Origin of the sequence: Allofrancisella inopinata (assembly GCF_012222965.1) — a bacterium.
In the GTDB taxonomy this organism is placed as follows: domain Bacteria; phylum Pseudomonadota; class Gammaproteobacteria; order Francisellales; family Francisellaceae; genus Francisella; species Francisella inopinata.
This window is the reverse complement of sequence record NZ_CP038241.1, coordinates 494954-512516: the sequence shown is the minus strand read 5'-3', so window position 1 is coordinate 512516 and position 17563 is coordinate 494954. Positions and strand designations below refer to the sequence as shown.

The window sequence follows — 17563 nt, the reverse complement described above, 5'->3', positions numbered from 1 at the left end:
CCAAAAACGTTATCTATTCAAGTTTAATCTGTAATAACGCCGCACCACATTCTAGCTTCGCCACCGCCTAAAGGCTTAGGATCATCAGAATAGTTATCTGAACCTTCGTGAATCATTAAACTATGTCCTTCTAACTCTTCTAGAGATTTCAACTTTGGTGCGATTATTGGTTTAGTTGCTGTACCATCAGCTTTGACAATTAATTTTGGTAAATCGCCTTTATGTCCTTTATCATTATACGGACCTAAGTGTTTACCTGTATTATCAGGGTCCCAATGCCCACCTGCTGCCATACCTTTGTTACTGCAGCTTGGATTGACATGTATATGAAACCCATGTGTACTTGAAGGTGGCAAATTATATAAATGTGGCGTAAAAATCATACCTTGGATTTCTTTATCGGCAATATATGGAGAAATAGTTACTGTACCAACATCTTTACCAGTTTGGGTATTTTTTAGATGAACAATTAGCTCACCGTCATGCTCCAAATCATAAGATTTATCATTGTTAAAAAAGCTACAACTTGACAACAATACTACAAAACTAACACCAAATAATTTATATCTTTTCTTCATATAGTTCCCTCATTTCCTAATTTTGCATATTAATAATACTTATTTAAATAGCTCTTTACTAGCTTAAGCAAGCTACTCCAAGAAAAAATGTATATGTAACACTTAAATACTAAACTTAGACTAACCTTACTCAACCCATTCATTTACAAAAAATAATTAAATCAACGAGATTACATTTATTATTTTATGTTATTATAACTAAATAATTCCTATACTTTTTTGATAATTTATAGCTATGTCAGGTAATACGTTCGGTAAAATTTTCACAGTAACAACTTGTGGTGAAAGCCATGGCGATTCTCTTTTAGCAATCATTGATGGTTGTCCTGCTAATATAGAACTCTCTGAAGCTGATATTCAACTAGACTTAGACAGACGCAAACCAGGCCAATCTAAATTTACTACACAACGTAAAGAGCCTGATGAAGTAAAAATAATCTCTGGTATTTTTGAAGGTAAAACAACAGGTACCCCTATTGGCTTGGTTATTAACAATCAAGATCAAAAATCAAAAGATTATGGAGAAATAAAAGATAAATTTCGACCTGGCCATGCTGATTATACTTATTTTAAAAAATATGGTATCCGTGACTATAGAGGTGGCGGTCGTTCTTCTGCACGAGAAACTGCTATGCGTGTCGCTGCTGGTGCAATAGCAAAGAAGATACTTAAACAGCATGGTATTGAAATTTATGGTTTTTGTTCACAAATAGGTGACTTAAAAATAAGCTTCAAAGATAAGAGTTTTATTAACCAGAATCCTTTTTTTATAGCAGACATAGATGCTCAAACAAAATGTGAAGAGCTAATACATCAAATACGCAAAGAAGGTGATTCAGTGGGTGCAGAGGTAACTGTTATAGCAACAGGCATGCAAGCTGGATTTGGTAGACCAGTATTTGATAGACTTGATGCTAATATTGCCCACGCTCTGATGAGTATAAATGCTGTAAAAGCTGTAAGTATTGGAGATGGTTTTGAATGCGTAACTCAAAAAGGAAGTCAACATCGTGACGAAATTTCCCAAGAGCAAGGCTTTTTATCTAATCATGCCGGCGGAATATTAGGAGGCATATCTACTGGGCAAGAGGTAATAGCTAAACTAGCTTTTAAACCAACCTCAAGTATATTAAAACCTGGCAAAAGTATTGACACACATGGACAAGATACTATAGTAATTACTAAAGGTAGACATGATCCATGTGTTGGTATCCGTGGTGTACCTATAGCTGAGGCAATGTTAGCTTTAGTTTTAGTTGATGAGTTACTATTTACAAATGCCTATAGAGAATAATCCTAATGAGTGAACACGATTTTTGGCAACTGTTAATTGATTGGGGCTATTTTGCTGTAGCTATAGCTGTTTTAATAGAGGGTGAAATATTTCTAGTCATGGTTGGTATTGCCACAGCAGCTTCTTTATTTAACTACCCTTTAGTAATAGTTGCAGCAACTGTGGGAGCTATAGTACATGACAATGGTATTTTTATTTTTTCAAAACTTACAGGCAAAAAATTTATTGAAAGAAAGCAATCATGGCAAGCACGAGCTAACCAATCTTTAAAACTTTTAGATAAATATGACCATTGGGCAATTCTTAGCATTAGATTTTTGTATGGATTAAGAACCATAACTATATTTATAGTTGGTCTTAGCAAAGTTAGTAAGTTAAAATTTGTAACCTTAGATGCTATAAGTAGCTTTGTTTGGTCATTTATATACATTACTTTAGGTTTTTTTTTCGGTCACGCAATCCTAAACTTTGTTGACCATGTACATATTGTAGAATGGGTATCAAGTAATAAATACTTATCGATATTTATACTTATTTTAGTTTCAAGTGTCATATATTTTACTTATAAAATAGTATGTTCCAGAGCAAAGAGGCGAATCAAATGAGTCGATTAGATCTTTTAAAAAAAGCTAGTACAGTACAAAAAGATAACTCTACTAAATCTGCTAGACGAGGTGGGATGCTAGATGACAAGGCTCGACAACAGCAGCAGAGAGAAAAAAATATCACCACTGATGAATTTTTAAGTGCTGATGATTTTAGAAATGAGCTTACTCCATCTGTACTAGAAGATAGCAATTCAAATTCTGATGATATTGATAAAGAAAGTGTTAATGTCATAGAAATAGATATCAATGACAACGAAGGTATCAAACTTGAAGGTTCTTTCATCGAAGATATTGATGATGATACAGACAAAGAGTTAGATTCAGATGATAAAAAAACTCCTGATGATATTGATGATGAAACCGTCGATATAGTAGAGGGCAAGCTCGGTATTGACTATAGCGATGACGATATTAAACAAGAGTTGGAGTATGTTTTCGATCACCGTGAAGATATATACTACTTATATATAAAAGTAATTAAAGGTGGGGGAATGGAAATCAACACATCAAAAATTTTACACCTTGATGACATTGTTAGGATTTCTGTAACGTTAACCGAGCTTAAAGAGCAAGTAGGATGTGAGGCTAGAATTATATCAGCATTTCCTCATAACATTCGTACTGCAGAAAAAAATGACAGTAATAAATATCGTTATATTGTACAATTTATAGGTCCTAACGCACCAGAAACAGATAGAGTAATTTCAAAATACTTATTAGGTTACAAAATAAAATAATCACATGGCAAAACATAAAACAGCTTTTATTTGTCAAGAATGCGGAGCAACCTCGCCACGCTGGCAAGGTCAATGTCATAGCTGCAATCAATGGAATACTTTTGTCGAAGAGATACAAACAGACACTAGAAAGCCAGCTAAATCGCGCATAGGGTTTGCTGGCAGTGTTTCTAGAGCAATCTCTTTAGCTGAGATAAAAGGCAAAGAGCATACCCGCACTTCCACGTATATCCAAGAGTTTGACCGAGTGCTTGGAGGAGGTATTGTAAAAGGATCTGTAACCCTAGTAGGTGGTGATCCTGGTATAGGTAAGTCATCGATATTACTACAAATAATGGCTTTTTTGTCTTTAAAAAAGAAAGTCTTGTATGTAAGTGGTGAGGAATCTCTAGAGCAAATAGCACTACGTGCTGAAAGGCTTGATTTGCCTAAAGATAATCTTTTAGTAATGTGTGAAACAAACATTGAAACAATCGCGGATTATATTATTAAAAATAAGCCTGAAGTTGTAGTTATAGACTCTATCCAGACAATCTATAATCCAGAGTTACAATCTATGGTTGGGGGAGTATCGCAAGTCCGTGAATCTACAGCATATATAACTCAAGTTGCTAAACAATATGATATTTCCGTATTTTTAGTCGGTCACGTTACCAAATCAGGAGATGTTGCTGGACCTAGAGTTTTAGAACATATAGTGGATGCTGTAGTATTTATTGAATCCCAAGACAATGGTAGATACCGCCTAATGCGTACTCTCAAAAACAGGTTTGGTGCTGTTAATGAGATTGGCGTATTTGCAATGACTGATAAAGGTATGAAAGAAGTTAAAAATCCATCAGCTATCTTTCTTAATAACGGTCGCACGAACTTGATTGGAAGTGTTATAGTTTCTGTGTGGGAAGGCACAAGACCACTACTAGTAGAACTACAATCACTCGTTGTCGATAAAAATATAAACCAACCGCCCAAAAGACTTTGTGTAGGAATTGACAATAATAGATTAGCTATGATTTTAGCTATTGTACAAAGATATATGCACCTTGATTTATATGATAAAGATGTATTTTTAAATGTAGTTGGTGGTATAAAAATTACAGAAACAAGTATAGACTTAGCTCTTATCTCAATAATCTACTCTAGCATAAAAGAACTAGAGATACCTCATGATATGTTAATCATGGGTGAAGTAGGTTTATCTGGTGAAATACGCCCCATACCATACGGCATTGAAAGGATAAATGAAGCTAAAAAACATGGTTTTAAAAAAATAATTGTTCCTAAAGCTAATATTTCCAAACTAGTAAAAAACGATAATGTAGAAATAACAGGTATAACTAACCTTAACCAGCTTAAAGATATAATTACGGGATAAATTACTATGAATCTTTTAGAGAGTCTTAACTTTTTAGATATTTTGATTATCATTTTGAGCTTGATATTAAGCTTATTTGCAGCTGTAAAGGGTCTATTTAAAAATATAGTACTACTTATTCTTATGATTTTTGCTGTAATACTAGCAGGTATTTTAGCTCAAAAAATACAGCAAAGTTATATCAATTCTATAGTAAGTGATCCTGGCACTGCTTATGTAGTATCTTTTATTTTAGTCCTTATTGGTGCGTATCTTATAATATTTGGTGTCATGAAAGTTTTCATGAAAAATAATAAGGAAAAAGAAACTTTATCAAACACGTTATTTGCTTTTTTTATTGCTGTTATTCGCTATAGTTTTATATTTGCCATAATTTGCTCTACCCTTAACTCTTTTGATGCAATAAAAGATAGTTCTCTTTGGGAAGATTCAGTTTTTGTACCAAAATTAGTAAAAGTTGGCGACTACGCTTTTAACACTAAAGTGAAAATGCAAGAAACGAATCTCAAAGACTATGTTCCTAAAGAAGTTGCTGGTGGTTGATTCTCATCTTTAAGCTCACGTTGCATAAGCTGTTTAACTATATTTTTTGGCTCAGCTGATTCATACAATACCCGATATGTAGCAAACACTAATGGCATGTCAACATTATGTTTTTTAGCTAAATTATAAACTGCTTGAGCGGTAAAATAGCCCTCTACGACGTTATTAACCATCTTTAAAGACTCATCAATAGAGTGTCCTTGACCAATATATAAACCAAATCTACGATTTCGTGACTGATTGTCTGAACAGGTTAATAACAAATCGCCTAAGCAACTAAGACCTATAAAGGTTTCTGAATCAGCCCCTAACTTAAGTCCAAGTTTTTTAATCTCAGCTAGTCCCCTTGTTATAAGTGCAGCATGGGCATTTACTCCAAAATTCATTCCCGCAGCTATCCCTGCAGCGATTGCTAAAACATTCTTAACTGCTCCACCAATTTGAGCACCTATAATGTCTGTTGTGGTATAGCATCTAAAATTTTCGTTACTAAAAAGCTTTTGAACTTCTTTGGCATATTCAATATCTTTTGATGCTACAACCACAGCTGTAGGAAGCTTTTGAGCAACTTCTTTGGCAAAACTTGGTCCTGTAATCAAGGCAAATTTTGTACCTGGTAGTATTTCATTAGCTATTTCATCAAGTAATGCATAACTGTTATGACAAAACCCCTTTGTAGCACTTATTATTCCTTGCTTAGGTAATATATATTCTTTTAATTCAACAAGTATGTTTTTAAATCCAGAACTAGGCGTAGCTATTAATATTTGATCAAAATCAACTATACTCTCCTGCCAATTAAAAATAGCTGTTAGATTGTTTGGGAATTTTTCAATATTCGGTAAATACTTAATGTTATTATGATTTTTTAGCATTTGTTGGTTATGCGACTCTCGCCATGAGTTAATCCTAACATTATGTCCTTTATACGCCAGTTGCAAAGCCAACGCTGTGCCCCATGCTCCTGCACCTAAGACAAGTATGCTCTTTTGCATAAAAATAAAAACCATATAATCACTTTATTCCTACTATATGCTATAGTTGATAAAGAGTAAACAACTTATAAGCAATAACTTTTAAGCAAAGCGCAGTTTACATGTAGTAAATGAGCATTTTGAGAATGTTTTTAACACAGTTAGAAACATATAATTTTAGTTTGCAACACTCCCTGAAATACATACAAAGGAGAACTTACTATGACGGATAGTAATCGATATTTAAAGTTCAAAGTATATGGCTTAGACTGTATTGAAGAAGTAAATATCATCAAAAAAACTCTAAATAAAAAAATATTAGAGGAAAATATGGAGTTTGATTTACTTAATGGTAAACTTTTAATAAACCAACAAGATATTTCTTCAAAAGAAATTATTTCTTTGATTAAAAAAGCTGGTTTAAACGCTATAGCTTGGGATAAATATATATCAAATGGTCAAAATCCTAATTTCTTAAGTAAGTATCTACGTTTGATCACAACATTAATTTGTGGAGCTTTGATTGCTTTTGCATATTTTTTTCATGCTATTGACCATGGATTTATACATGCATTTATAGGTAGTGAAAATGATTCTCCCGAGATATTTCTTTTTATACCACAGTTTAGCTACTTACTAGCTATAGTATTTGGTAGTTGGTTTGTTTTTCCAAAAGCAATATCTTCTATAAAACGTCTTGATGCTGATATGAATCTACTTATGATAATAGCTATAGTCTGTGCTATTATTATTGGTCAACTTTTTGAAGCTGCGGTTGTAAGTTTTTTATTTGCACTTTCACTTCTACTAGAATCATGGAGCGTTGGTAATGCTCGTTCAGCGATAACTAAGCTTATGAATTTAACACCTGATACTGCACTAGTTTATTGCTGTAATGACAAGCAATTTGAAGAAAAACCTATAGCAGAAATCAATATAGGCAAAAGAATACTTATAAAACCAGGTCAAAAAGTTGCGCTTGATGGAATTATTATTAAAGGTAGTAGCTTTATAAATCAAGCTCCAATAACTGGTGAATCGATCCCGGTAGAAAAACAAATTAAAGATGAAGTTTTTGCTGGGAGTATAAATGGAAATTCTGCTATTGAAATAAAAACAACAAGAACTGCTGATAATTCTTCCATAGCAAAAATTATTCAAGCAGTAGAACACGCGCAATCAAAACGTTCAAAAACAGAAAAATGGGTCGATAAATTTGCAAGAGTCTATACTCCCAGCATGATACTACTTGCCTTGATAATTGCTGTATTTCCGCCGTTAATTTTGAATCAGCCTTGGGTCAACTGGATATACCAGGCTTTAGTTATTCTTGTAATAGCTTGCCCTTGCGCACTAGTAATATCAACCCCAATATCTATAGTCTCTAGTCTAGCAAAAGCAGCACAAAATGGGGTTTTAATTAAAGGAGGTAATTTTATTGAGATCCCTGCAAAACTTAAAGCTATTGCTTTTGATAAGACAGGTACTCTAACTCAAGGGAAGCCTAGCGTAAAAGAAATTATAACTAATAATAACTTTTCAAAAAAGCAATTAATAACTATTGCTGCTAGTTTAGAAAAAACAGTGGATCACCCCATTTCTAAAGCAATCATTGATTATGCTAACCAAAACAATATAAAAACTGAAGAAGCCGTAAACACTAAAGTTATAGGAGGTAAGGGGATTACTGGAGAAATTGCAGATTCTTACTTCTGGCTTGGTAGCCATGCTTTTGCTCATGAAAAACAACTCTGTGAGGATACTTCACTCCATAATCAGGCAACAAAACTTGGAAATGATGGCTTTTCATTAATATTTGTAGGTAATAATCAAGAAGTAATTGGTACTATAGCCATACAAGATGGTATAAAGAATAATATCCAAAGTTCCTTAAAACAACTAAAAGCATTAGGGGTTGAGCAAACTGTAATGCTTACAGGTGATAATAAAGGTACAGCAAGAGCTATTGCAGAGCAGGCAGGGATTGATGATTTTTATGCTGAACTTTTACCTGAAGATAAAGTAACCAAAATTGAAGAACTTGTTAATAAATATAAAAATGTAGCAATGATTGGGGATGGTATAAATGATGCTCCAGCTCTTGCTAGATCTAATCTAGGTATTGCTATGGGAGCTATTGGTAATGATGTAGCGATAGAAACTGCTGATATTGCTCTAATGTCTGATGATATCAGTAAGCTACCGTGGTTAATTAAGCACTCACGGAAAACTCTAAATATAATAAAACAAAACATAACCTTTTCTATAGTTATAAAAGCCATTTTTATATCGTTAGCTATTGCCGATTTAGCCACCTTATGGATGGCGATTGCAGCAGACATGGGAGCAACTTTTATTGTTATAATAAATGCTTTAAGATTACTAAAATCTTAGTTTTCAACAGCTCCATTTTGTCATTTTCTTGAGGAAGAAAACATATAAAACTTGAATTTTGGTTAAAAATCACCATTATATTTATTGAGTAATTAATAATTAGGAGAATGCTAATATGTCATTAGGTGTAATACTACTTATAATCGTAGCAGCAGTTGCTATATATGTTGTTATAACTTACAACAAACTAATAGCTGAAATAGAAACTGTTAAAAATTCAGAAAAACAAATAGATGTACAACTTGACCGTAGAGCAAAAGTTTTTGATTCTTTAGTAAATGTTGTCAAGAAATATATGGACTATGAGCAAACTACTCTAAAAGATATAGTAGCTCTACGAAGCCAAGCCAACTCTGCAAAACAACATGGTGATGTTAAAACCAGAATAGCAGCTGAAAACCAAATATCTGAACTTGCAAAAGGTATAAATGTACAGTTTGAAAATTACCCGGAGTTAAAATCAAACCAGAATGTAATCCAACTTCAAGAAGAAATAACATCTACCGAAAATAAGCTAGCTTTTGCAAAGCAGGCTTTAAATGATTCTATAGAGAGGTATAATGCCCATAAAAAATCTTTCTTTGCTGGTATAGTTGTAAGTTTATTTAAAAAGCTAAATGAGAACTTCATCTATTGGAATATTTCTGAAGAGAAAAAACAACAACTAGAAGATTCTAGAGTGGAACTATAAATGTCATCTACAGATAATCTACATTATGGCTCTGTAAACTGGCGTGAAATTGTTTATAAAAATACTAGAAAAACATACCTAGTTATAGCTACCTTTTTACTTGTATTTTTTTTGCTTGGCATATTTGTAGACACAGTATACAGATACAATGAAATTGCAAATGCCTATTATAGAGCTTATGGCATCGAACTACCTATATCAAAAGTGTTTTGGGCTCTAGCAACTTTTCAGTTAGTTCCTTATGCTACTATCATTATTTCTGGTATAGCAGTTATTTGGATATTTATAACTTTTAGCATGTATGACAAGATCATGCTTTCAGGAACACAATACCAAGAAATCACAGCTGATGATCAAAGTCCTTTAGCACGTCGTGTTTATAATGTTGTCGAAGAAATGAAAGTCGCTGCTGGTATGAGGTACATGCCAAAAGTATTTCTTATAAATGCTGACTATATGAATGCTTTTGCCTCTGGATACTCTGAAAAATCAGCTATGGTTGCTATTACAACAAAACTTGCCAATGCACTAAACCGTGATGAGCTACAAGCTGTCATGGCGCATGAGCTAACCCATATCCGTAATCAAGATATAAAACTGAACCTATTTACTATGGTTTTAGCAAATATGATGCTGATAATTATGGATTTCTTATTCTATTCAGCACTATTTTCAGGAAATAATAACAACAGTAATAGTAATAACCGTAACAACAATGCTGCTGCATTTTTCATCATAATAATGATACTAAGATATGTCTTGCAAATATTCACCATATTTATGATGTTATTTTTAAGTCGTACAAGAGAGTATATGGCAGATGCTGGTGCGGTAGAGCTTATGAGAACTAACATGCCAATGGCTAATGCTTTGATTAAAATAGCTAATGATAATAAAAACCCAGAAACTCAATATAGTTACAAGCACACTAAAAATGAGAATCTACGTCGTGCTTCCTATATTTTTGATCCACTAAGTGCTGGGATCAATGGTGGTGATATGTCAGATTTATTTTCAACTCATCCTTCTATTGAGAAAAGGTTAGCATCGATAGGTGTAAATAAAACCATAGGCTAGCAATTATCAAACAAATATACTATAATCGATTAAAGTTAGAGTTATCACTCTAATTCTTGTAAAAATTTCGAAAGACTATTATTAAGCCTAAAAGAGAGATAAATGTCAGAACAACAGCCACGTAAAAAATTATCATTAGATCGAAAGACACTTACTACCAATAGAACGTCTAATATCAGTAGTAGCTTAAAAAGCAAACTCCAAAATAAAAAAGAGAATAATATCTCAAATTTCTTGATGAATTCTAATAAAGAATTGTCTAGCCTTTATCAAGAAAGACAAAAGCTAGATGAGCAAATAAAACAAATTGAGCAGAGGTTACTTTTTGCAAAAAGTGAACCCTTACAGGACTTTTTATTTGAACTAAAAACTAAAGATTTTGAGCTACTGACTAAAATTAACTCACATATAAATAGTTTATAACTACTTCTAAGAGCGATAATCAAATCTATTTATACTTAGTAACTCAAGGTTTGTGATATTTATATAATGGTTTTTTTTAAACTAAAACACTGTATCAAAAATCTCTTGGATACCTTTTTTAGCTAAACCAAGCATTTTAGCAAATTCCTCTTCAGAGAAGTGTTTGCCTTCAGCTGTGCCCTGTATTTCAATCATACCACCGTTAGAATTTAAAACGACATTCATATCTGTCTCAGCGTTTGAATCTTCATCATAATCAAGATCAAGTACTGGCTGATTATTATAGATGCCTACCGAGACTGCAGCAACTTGAGAGTTTAAAGGTTTGGCATCTTCAGCTATTAATCCTTTTTCTTTCATATGGTTAATAGCGTCTTTTATAGCTAATGATGCCCCTGTTATGGACGCTGTACGTGTGCCACCATCAGCCTGAATCACATCACAATCGACTTTGATTGTATACTCACCAATAGCTGCTAAATCAACACTTGCTCGTAAAGCTCTACCTATCAAACGCTGGATCTCTTGAGTCCTACCTGATTGTTTTCCTCTAGCTGCTTCTCGATCCATCCTTGTATGAGTAGAACGTGGTAACATACCATATTCAGCAGTTAACCACCCTTCTTTTGAGTCTTTTTTAAATCTTGGCACACCCTCTATTACTGATGCTGTACAAAGCACTTTTGTGTCACCAAACTCAATAAGTACTGACCCTTCAGCATGTTTTATAAAATTATGAGTAACTTTGATATTTCTCAACTGGTCATTATTTCTGCCACTTGGACGCATTTTAAATCCTTTTGATTAATTTCACACCTTTATAAGTGTATAATTATACAAATCAAAAATAAAATAAAAACCTTTAAAGATTTAAGGGATTTAGATATATGGACTTTCATGTGGATGTTGACAGATTAAGCAACTCTAAACTCTATTGGCTTAATGATGTCAACAATTTAGTAGCTGGTTTAACCCAATTTTATGGAAAAATACAACTAGATAAAAAGTCTCAACAAATTCTACAGGCAAATAAATTTGAAAAAGACCTTTTAAAAGTAGATAGTGCTTTAGTAAGACAAATAACACTATCTAATAATAACAAAATTATAGTTTTTGCAAGAACTATAATCCCTACACCAACATACAGTTTATTTACTGAAGAATTAAATAGTTTAGGCAACAAACCAATTGGTGACACTTTATTATATAAAAACGATTTTCAAAGAAGCAAATTTATTATTAGAGAGTTACCAACACAAGTATTTAAAAATGAGACAGGTTTAATCTCAAATCAAAACATATACTCTCGTAGCTCCATTTTTAGCTATATACCTTCAAAACATTTAAAAATCCTAATAACAGAATACTTTTTATTTCTACCGGAGCTTACAAATGTTAAATAACAACAAACTAAAAGCTTATGCTTTATTAATGCGTCTTCATAGACCTATCCCAATATTGTTAATCTTATGGCCAACACTTACCGCTTTAGTGTTAGCTAGTCATGGCTTACCAAGTTTAAAACTATTTATAATTTTTTCTTTAGGTGTATTAATTATGCGCACCGTTGGGTGTATCATAAATGATATAGCTGATATTGATTTTGATAAGCATGTTGCTCGTACTAGTACTAGACCATTAACTAGCGGTATTTTATCAGTTAAAAATGCTATTTATTTATGTATATCTCTTGCAGTCATTGCTTTTATTTGTGTGTTATTTTTGAATATTTTTACGATCTTATTATCTTTTGTAGCTTTATTTTTAGCTATTTTATACCCATTCTGTAAAAGATTTTTTGCTATACCTCAGCTAGTACTGGGACTGGCGTTTAATTTTGGTATATTAATGGCATTTTCAGCAATACAAAATAAACTACCTATTGAAGCTTGGATATTTTATCTCGCCACGATATTTTGGACTGTTGCCTACGATACTATCTATGCTTTAGCTGATAGAGAGTATGATTTAAAAATAGGTATTAACTCATCGGCTGTAGCCTTTGGGAAAAATGTTTTTAAGTATATATTTGCGTTTAACTTTTTAGCTTTAATTTTTTTATTAACATTAGGGGCTTACTGTAGTTTTAACATTTTATTCTACATAGGGACTATTGTTTGTGGTGTGTTTTTTATTAGAAATTATTTTATTTATAAAAAGTTAGGAATATCCAACTGCATCAAAGCTTTTTCAGATAACCATTGGATTGGCTTTATAATATTTATAGCTATAATCACTCAATACTAATTTAAGAGCTAGAGCCTTTACAATTAAATATGTGTCGCAACTTCGGTTTAGAGTCTGGGCACTCCGTTGCTATTTCTATTAATCACTCTTTAGCCTACCTTTATTATATAAAACTAATTTATTCTGAAAGTAATCACGAATTTCTTCTTTTGATATAGTTTCTTTAGGTTCAAGATAACCTATCAAATCATCCTCTATGTCATCAATATAAAGTAAAGCTGACGCAAATAGCTTGAAAGTTAAGCCAGGAATAATATTAGAACTTGCTTGGTATAAATCTTCTATAAGCATTTGATCTTTAAGGAGAAAATACAAATCATAATAATCTCTATATTTAGCCCTTAAAAATAGTGTATTTATTTTCATAGCACCAAGTGCTTCTATATTAGCTAAATTAAACTTTTCAATAACTTTAGGTTTTAAAAATGGCCATTTGGCGTTAAAAAAAGTTACTTTAATTCCATCAAGAAGTAAATCTACTTGTTCACTACTTTGGTTAATTATTACTTTGTTTTCAAATTTTGAGATATAATCTAATATCTGCTGTAAATCAAAAGTATCAGCATATGTGAAAAAATCAAGATCCTCACTTTTTCTATGGCAAATATGTAAAGCTAAAGCGCTTCCACCAACAAACACATAGTCATTTAGAAAATCACACGTATCGATTAATCTTAATAATAACTGCCTAGTCTTAGGTAGCAAGCAATCTAAGTTTTTCAGCTCTTTCATTTTTTAAGTTCCTAAAATAATCTGCCTCAATATCCATTCTGAAAAATACACGTGCCAACATCAAATTTGTCTTTATAAATCTGAGATCTGATTTAACAGTTTTTTCCCAAACAGCAAAAATAAAAGAACGTTCATATAAGTTAAACAAACTAATAATATCATCATAATCAGCATACTTTAGTGTATGCTCTATAATTAAAGCTTCTGGAAAATTTTTATAATCACTCTCTTTATCATAACTCCAGAATATACCCTGACTTTTTAGCTTATTAAATAAATCTTTTTTTAGTTGATGACAGTTTGTGTTCTCTTTAGCTATTTTTTGCATGAAAATATTATTTATCTAGCAAGTTCATACGATTATAACATAAACCGCTTCCTGAATGGGGCTGTTGAAAGCTGAAATTAGGCAAATAATAATAAGGCAAAAATATTTGAAAAAGCGCAGTTTACATGTAGTAAATGAGCATTTTAAGAATATTTTTAACACAATTAGCGTTGTATAATTTTAGTTTGCAACAGTTCCTGAATGTAAAGTTGTAAAGCCCTATAGAACTTTTAATAGTTAGAAAACCAGCCTAAAATTTAAAAATCATAGAGATAACTCTTATACCAATTCTAACACATATTATTACTTTCTAACTTTGTATTTCATACCTAATTTAATCCTTTAATATTTGCCAATAGCCGCTGCTATTGCCTGCACATCAAAAACTTAAATTAGTCATAAACTCCTTTGTGATAAATGCAACAATTTATGTTGGAATTGGTATTATTCATTGAAACTATCTCTATGAACCATACAATTTATATCATCTAAAGATGATAATTTATAATCTATTTTATAATCACTATATTGGTCAACTAGCTTTTTAGATTTATGTATCAACTTATTTAGATCTAGCTTTTTCTCATTAAGCTTCACCTCACATATTAACATTTTTTTATCGATATCATCGATAGCTACTATATCAATTTCATTTTTATTGCCTCTTTCCCAGTATAAGCCTATTTTTGTATAATCCTGCTTTTCTTTTAACATTTCAATAAATAATCTCTCTAAAGTTTTACCTTTAAATATTGATATATCTCTATAAATTATTTCTTTTAATCTTGTGAAGTTTTCAGCTTCAACTAAAGATTGATATTTGAATATAAACCTAAACCAAAAAGCTAAAAATATATCAACAATCTCATATTTTTGCACTTTTGAATTTGGTTTTGCATTAATCGGCTTTATAGACCTAATAATAGAATAGTCATGTTCTAAACGATATAAATGGCCAGAAATATTACTTTGTATAATAGATTCAATTTCAGAGCGAGAGGTTTTTGATTCTGCTATTAAACTAAGAATTGAAAAATATGTCCCATAATCCTTACCAAACTCTTCAATTAACCGATTTTTTCCTTCATTTAAAAATATTGAGTTTGGCTCCACAATGACATCTACCATCGATTGCAAATCAAAACTATCGTTTAATACAAAAAGCTCTATATATTTAGCAACACCGCCTGTTAAAGAATAAAAATCAAGCATATTATCGGTAGTGTAACTCTGGTTATCTTGCAATATTTCTTTTAAAACACTTGGCTTAAATGGTTTTAGTTCTATCTTAAAATCACACCGACCAAACAGGGGCTCACCGCTATCTTCATATATTTTTTTCATTAAATGATATATCGAGCCACATGTTATCAGATGTATTTTAGAAGTATGTTTATTTAAATCCCACAATTTTTGTATGCCTGAGTATATTGATGGATTAATTTTTAGGAATTCCTGAAATTCATCTATAATAATAGTAAAAGATTGTGTCTTACCTAGCTCAAGTAGGTATGCAAATATATCCTCAAATGCAGATAAGTTACCAAAAATTCTAATATCAAGTTTATTGGTTATTTCTTCACAAAAGTCTTGGCATAATAAAACCTCGGCCTTCTTTGATACAAATAAATATAAAACTTTATCTTTTGTATAGTTATGTAACGCTAGTGTAGTCTTGCCTATCCTACGCCTGCCAATAAGCATAGTCATTATCGATCGTTTAGATTTTAATTTATCTGCTTTTGATAACAGAGCTAGTTCATTTTCTCGATTGTAGAATTTCATAGCCTTATAATAACCATAATTATAATAACAACAATTATTATAACAAATAGAGCTATAATTTTAAAATTTAAGTTCTACACAAAATGGGGCTGTTTGCAAGCTGGAATTATATTTTAGCCATAATTTCAACTTATTTTATATCTCGTTTCTATTTAGTATTATAATATCAATATTTTGCTGGCTAATAGTCTAAAATAATCTCTTGACCAAAAGTCAAATACGGATTTATCTTTGATAAAAGGGCTAACTTCTTTTATAACACCTTGTATATCTAATGTATCAATTTTAGCGCATAGCAACTCTTTCAGCATTAAGCTATTAAGTTGTGTTCTTCTATCTAAATCCCCACTTTCATACATTCTTTCTTGTAAATGCTCCAGGTTTAATTTTACATTTTGCTTCACATACCATTCTAAATCATACCAATCACGGCCTTTAACTCTAGTCTTCCAATTTCTAAACAAAATTGCATGCATTTTACCTGCAAATAAATTTGGTAGAGTCATAGACATTATGTTAAATGTTTTCGGCATCAATAACGTTTTAGGTTCTATTTGAAACTTTAAAGACGGATTAATATCGATCTCTATTTTTATTTTCAGCCTTTTACCACTATGTATACCATCCAATAAATCTCCTAGATTATTACAATGAACATTAAGAGTATGTATTGAAGTATCATTTTTTAAAAATGCAGACTCAATATCACTACAAGTATTTTGTTTAGTTTTCTTTTTTAAATCTATCGTAACACCTAGTGCTTCAAATTCATCAACTATAAATGGAAAGTATTTTTCAATATCAAACGATCTATCTTTCTCGAGCAAAGTGAAATCTAAATCTTCGGAAAATCTATTAAGTCCATATAGTATACGTAATGCTGTACCACCATAAAAAGCAGCTTTATTAAAAAATCCTCCACTATAAAGACCTAGCAATGTTACCTCTTGAAAAACTTCTTTTAATGCGTTTATTAAGTCTATTTCAGTCTCGACGACATACCTTTTCAGCATTTGCTCAATTATATTCATCTAAAATTCCTTAATAACTTTCTGTAAAGAATTTATTTTTTTTGATTTACTAATCTCATAATATTTTGAAACGATATTTATATCAAAATTTTTTAACTCATCTAAGTCTATGCGCAAATCATTCTCTAAAAAATCAATCATACTACTTACAGATGCTACCTGAATATCTTTGGTGCAGTAAATTTTATCGCACAAGGCCTTTTCTTTTGTTGCAATCATAAAATTACCATTTTGACAAGCTTCAATAACAATACCAATAGAAAAAAGTTCTTTTTTCAGCTTTGTAAAACTAAATACACCATAGCCTGTATTAAATGATTTTGATCGCTTAGTTGTCACAGATGTAATATCACAAACACTTTCAGGTATAATTCCATAAAAATACAAAGCATAATCAAGTGATACATATGATGGGCTAAGCATATTATTTGCAACAATCTCTTTAGAAATTATATTTTTAGCATATAGGGAATTATGAACATAAAGACCTTTTTTTAGAGTACTTATAATCCCTTTTTGCTTTAGATACTCTATTTTATCTTTAACGCTTGTATACTTATTATTTAAAATAATAGTAGATAATGTTGCATGATCTATTATATGTGACTTATATTGTCCTAAAGCTTTTTCAATTAGTACATCCATCATCAGCCTCACTACGTATAGATATTCGGGATATTAACTATTATATGCGTCAGTATAACATATTTGGCCTAAGGCTGTTTGATATTTGGATACACTATGAC

The 17563-nt window shown here is 31.5% G+C and carries 19 protein-coding genes; 11 read left to right on the top strand and 8 right to left on the bottom strand.

Going from position 1 to position 17563, the window contains the following annotated elements; translation table 11 throughout:
* Window positions 1–23: 23 nt before the first annotated feature.
* Window positions 24–578 (bottom strand): superoxide dismutase family protein, encoded by a 555-nt coding sequence (locus E4K63_RS02390; RefSeq protein ID WP_133942409.1) that lies wholly within the window; start codon window positions 576–578, stop codon window positions 24–26.
* 235 nt (window positions 579–813) lie between these two features.
* On the opposite strand from E4K63_RS02390, the gene aroC reads away from it, so the two are divergent.
* Genes aroC through E4K63_RS02365 form a run of 5 tightly spaced genes read left to right on the top strand, consistent with a single transcriptional unit; the run spans window position 814 to window position 5135 of the window.
* Complete coding sequence (gene aroC, locus E4K63_RS02385) at window positions 814–1872, top strand: chorismate synthase (RefSeq protein ID WP_133942408.1); 1059 nt, start codon at window positions 814–816, stop codon at window positions 1870–1872.
* A gap of 5 nt (window positions 1873–1877) precedes the next feature.
* Window positions 1878–2477 (top strand): DedA family protein, encoded by a 600-nt coding sequence (locus E4K63_RS02380; RefSeq protein WP_133942407.1) that lies wholly within the window; start codon window positions 1878–1880, stop codon window positions 2475–2477.
* Complete coding sequence (locus tag E4K63_RS02375; protein ID WP_133942406.1) at window positions 2474–3217, top strand: PilZ domain-containing protein; 744 nt, start codon at window positions 2474–2476, stop codon at window positions 3215–3217. The genes E4K63_RS02380 and E4K63_RS02375 overlap by 4 nt, the downstream gene beginning before the upstream one ends.
* 4 nt (window positions 3218–3221) lie before the next feature.
* A complete protein-coding gene (radA, locus tag E4K63_RS02370; protein ID WP_133942405.1) occupies window positions 3222–4592 on the top strand; it encodes a DNA repair protein RadA in 1371 nt (456 codons plus the stop codon).
* Window positions 4593–4598: 6 nt separating this feature from the next.
* Window positions 4599–5135, top strand: coding sequence for a CvpA family protein (locus E4K63_RS02365; RefSeq protein ID WP_133942404.1), 537 nt, complete (start codon window positions 4599–4601; stop codon window positions 5133–5135).
* Here the strand turns inward: E4K63_RS02365 and E4K63_RS02360 are convergent.
* Entirely contained in the window at window positions 5105–6130 is a 1026-nt protein-coding gene (locus E4K63_RS02360) for an NAD(P)H-dependent glycerol-3-phosphate dehydrogenase (protein WP_133942403.1), read from the bottom strand. The genes E4K63_RS02365 and E4K63_RS02360 overlap by 31 nt on opposite strands.
* A gap of 201 nt (window positions 6131–6331) precedes the next feature.
* Between E4K63_RS02360 and E4K63_RS02355 the strand changes: the two genes are divergently transcribed.
* From E4K63_RS02355 to E4K63_RS02340, 4 genes are all read left to right on the top strand, one after another.
* Window positions 6332–8503: a heavy metal translocating P-type ATPase gene (locus tag E4K63_RS02355; RefSeq protein WP_133942402.1), complete on the top strand. Its 2172-nt coding sequence runs from the start codon at window positions 6332–6334 to the stop codon at window positions 8501–8503.
* A gap of 115 nt (window positions 8504–8618) precedes the next feature.
* Window positions 8619–9194 (top strand): LemA family protein, encoded by a 576-nt coding sequence (locus E4K63_RS02350; protein ID WP_133942401.1) that lies wholly within the window; start codon window positions 8619–8621, stop codon window positions 9192–9194.
* On the top strand, window positions 9195–10271 hold the full coding sequence (gene htpX / locus E4K63_RS02345; RefSeq protein ID WP_133942400.1) for a zinc metalloprotease HtpX: 1077 nt from the start codon (window positions 9195–9197) through the stop codon (window positions 10269–10271). It begins immediately after the preceding gene.
* A gap of 102 nt (window positions 10272–10373) precedes the next feature.
* Window positions 10374–10694: a hypothetical protein gene (locus tag E4K63_RS02340; protein ID WP_133942399.1), complete on the top strand. Its 321-nt coding sequence runs from the start codon at window positions 10374–10376 to the stop codon at window positions 10692–10694.
* Between the two features lie 81 nt (window positions 10695–10775).
* On the opposite strand, the gene rph is transcribed toward E4K63_RS02340, so the two are convergent.
* Window positions 10776–11483, bottom strand: coding sequence for a ribonuclease PH (rph, locus tag E4K63_RS02335; RefSeq protein ID WP_133942398.1), 708 nt, complete (start codon window positions 11481–11483; stop codon window positions 10776–10778).
* A 98-nt stretch (window positions 11484–11581) separates the two neighbouring features.
* Here rph and E4K63_RS02330 point away from each other — a divergent pair, with 98 nt between their 5' ends.
* Window positions 11582–12097 (top strand): chorismate--pyruvate lyase family protein, encoded by a 516-nt coding sequence (locus tag E4K63_RS02330; RefSeq protein WP_133942397.1) that lies wholly within the window; start codon window positions 11582–11584, stop codon window positions 12095–12097.
* Window positions 12087–12941, top strand: a complete 855-nt coding sequence (ubiA, locus tag E4K63_RS02325; RefSeq protein WP_133942396.1) for a 4-hydroxybenzoate octaprenyltransferase — start codon at window positions 12087–12089, stop codon at window positions 12939–12941. The genes E4K63_RS02330 and ubiA overlap by 11 nt, the downstream gene beginning before the upstream one ends.
* A gap of 78 nt (window positions 12942–13019) precedes the next feature.
* Here ubiA and E4K63_RS02320 read toward each other — a convergent pair whose 3' ends face one another.
* The 5 genes from E4K63_RS02320 to E4K63_RS02300 form a co-directional block, all read right to left on the bottom strand.
* Entirely contained in the window at window positions 13020–13673 is a 654-nt protein-coding gene (locus E4K63_RS02320; protein WP_133942395.1) for a nucleotidyl transferase AbiEii/AbiGii toxin family protein, read from the bottom strand.
* Window positions 13636–14001, bottom strand: a complete 366-nt coding sequence (locus E4K63_RS02315; protein WP_133942394.1) for a hypothetical protein — start codon at window positions 13999–14001, stop codon at window positions 13636–13638. The genes E4K63_RS02320 and E4K63_RS02315 overlap by 38 nt, the downstream gene beginning before the upstream one ends.
* A gap of 444 nt (window positions 14002–14445) precedes the next feature.
* Complete coding sequence (locus E4K63_RS02310; RefSeq protein ID WP_133942393.1) at window positions 14446–15786, bottom strand: ATP-binding protein; 1341 nt, start codon at window positions 15784–15786, stop codon at window positions 14446–14448.
* 158 nt (window positions 15787–15944) lie between these two features.
* Window positions 15945–16817 (bottom strand): nucleotidyl transferase AbiEii/AbiGii toxin family protein, encoded by an 873-nt coding sequence (locus E4K63_RS02305; RefSeq protein ID WP_208318267.1) that lies wholly within the window; start codon window positions 16815–16817, stop codon window positions 15945–15947.
* Window positions 16818–17465: a type IV toxin-antitoxin system AbiEi family antitoxin domain-containing protein gene (locus E4K63_RS02300; protein WP_133942392.1), complete on the bottom strand. Its 648-nt coding sequence runs from the start codon at window positions 17463–17465 to the stop codon at window positions 16818–16820.
* Window positions 17466–17563: the final 98 nt, after the last annotated feature.